General features: G+C 67.0%; 1 protein-coding gene and 2 pseudogenes. 1 reads left to right on the top strand and 2 read right to left on the bottom strand.

The genetic code is table 11. The features are described 5' to 3' along the window. Positions 1-230 (bottom strand): annotated as a pseudogene (locus ACESNG_RS14090) (hypothetical protein); the annotation flags it as partial. Between the two features lie 11 nt (positions 231-241). Next, positions 242-1,459, bottom strand: coding sequence for a P1 family peptidase (locus tag ACESNG_RS14095; RefSeq protein WP_373063499.1), 1,218 nt, complete (start codon positions 1,457-1,459; stop codon positions 242-244). Positions 1,460-1,505: 46 nt separating this feature from the next. Here ACESNG_RS14095 and ACESNG_RS14100 point away from each other — a divergent pair. Next, positions 1,506-2,084 (top strand): annotated as a pseudogene (locus ACESNG_RS14100) (hypothetical protein); the annotation flags it as partial.

The raw sequence follows: 2,084 nt of genomic DNA on the forward strand, positions 1-2,084 counted from the left end.
CAGGCCAGTCCGGCCACGGCGCCGCCGGTATAGATCGCCAGGTGAGCCGGCGTCCAGAACGTGTCACGACCAATCGTCATGTGCCATGAGATATCCCAGATCAGACCCACGATCACGCTGGTCGCCGCGAACACCACCGCCGCCAACTGCCATGGCAGCACCGATGTCGGTGCGTGCGTCGTGACCTTTGCACGGTCGGCGGTCGCCATGAGGAGAGAAGACGAATCCATGCTCGTGTCCTTTATCGAGGGGCGCGAATGCCGCGCGCTTGCAACATCGCGCGCACGGAGTCACGTGGCAGCGGGTTCACCCGGCCCGCTCGCGTGGAGACCGGTGTGGCCATCAGCAGGGCGTCGTACAGAGCTTCCTCCGTGGCTTCCGTTACCGCTTGAAACAGCGCAGACATCGCATCGTTCCCGACCTCGTCGTTCGTCGAGACGGCAGCATCGGGCGAACGGCGCACGCGCGGCGACGTGGAGAAGCTGATCACGTAGTCGCCGGAGCCGTTCGAGGCGCTCGATCCCGTACGAGCGAGTCCCATGACCGCACGGGCCCCCAATCGTTCCAGATTGCGCGACAGTATCGGCGCGTCGGTCGCGATCACGATCATGCACGAGCCGTCGCCGCGCTCCGCGCCCAAGTCTCCGGGTGGACTGCCCGCCGCGCGCTCCACGTCGCGCTGAAAGGCATAGCGCCCCAGCAACTGTCCGATCGGCACGCCGGCCATCTGCAATACCCCGCCGTAATTGCCCTGGACGATCACCCCCACCGTGTATCCGCCAAGGGAGGCCGGCAGTTTTCGCGACGACGTCCCGATGCCGCCCTTCCAGCCGAACATCACGGTGCCGTGTCCTGCCCCCACACTGCCTTCGGCCACCTGGCCCGTGTCGGCAGTGGCCAGCGCGCGGTTCACGGCGGCGGCGACCCCCGGTCGCGAGCGGGTCAGGTTCAACTGCCCGTCGTTTGTTTCGCCCACCACCGGATTGATCGACCGCACGTTGGCGTTCTCCGGCTTCGCCAACATGTACTGGGCCAGCGCGTCACCAGCCTGCCAGATGCACAGCGTGCAGGTGAGCAACACCGGCGTTTCGAGTTCGCCGAGTTCTCGCAGCTGTGTCACGCCCAGCAACTTGCCGAACCCGTTGCCCACGTAAACCGCGGCCGGTACGCGATCGCGATACAGGTCGCCCCCGTGCGGGATGATCGCGGTGACGCCGGTACGGATCGAGTCGCCGAACGTGACCGTTTCATGCCCCACGCGCACACCTGCCACATCGGTGATCGCGTTGTTGGCGCCTGGTGGGAAGACGCCTGGAGCCAGCCCCAGTGCCCGGGCCCGAAGCGGCGGAGCCGTCTGGGCGCCGGCACTGGCCGTGACGGCCAGCGTGGCGAGAGCAAGCATCATGCATCGTACGCGCACACGAACGCGCAAATCAGATAGCTGCAGTGTCGGAGTCATGGAGGCGGACTGACGGGGAGGATGGTGATCCCTGCATATTGCGCGCATGTCGTTTCGCCCGCTCTACGGACATGCTGCTCTGCGGCATCGGCTCACGGCGGCGGCCGCCGATGACCGGCTGCCCGCCAGCATCATGCTGCAAGGTCGCCGCGGTGTAGGCAAGCAGCGCCTCGGTCTTTGGCTCGGTCAGTACCTGCTCTGTGAGCGCGCACTGGCCGTGCGCCTGGACGAACCGTGCGGCGAATGCCAGCACTGCCGGTACTCGGTGCGCGGCATGCATCCCGACCTGCACTGGTTCTTTCCGCGCCCCCGCCTGAAAGATGGCGACGCGTCGCCCGAGGACGTGAAAGCCGACTACAGCGAGGCGATTACCGAGCGCATGGAGGAGGAAGGCCTCTGGGCGCCGGCGCCGGGTACCGAGGGCCTGTACGTCGCCACCGTTCGCGCCTTGGTGCATCAGGCCTCGCTGCGACCGGCGATGGCGCGACGGGCCGTGTTCGTGGTGGGCGACGCCGAACGGATGGTCTCGCAGGAGGGCGCCGACCAAGCGGCCAACGCGTTCCTCAAGTTGCTCGAGGAGCCTCCGCCAGGTACGACGATCATTCTGACCACCAGCGAACCGGGC

Source organism: Gemmatimonas sp. (assembly GCF_041689975.1).
In the GTDB taxonomy this organism is placed as follows: Bacteria; Gemmatimonadota; Gemmatimonadetes; order Gemmatimonadales; family Gemmatimonadaceae; genus Gemmatimonas.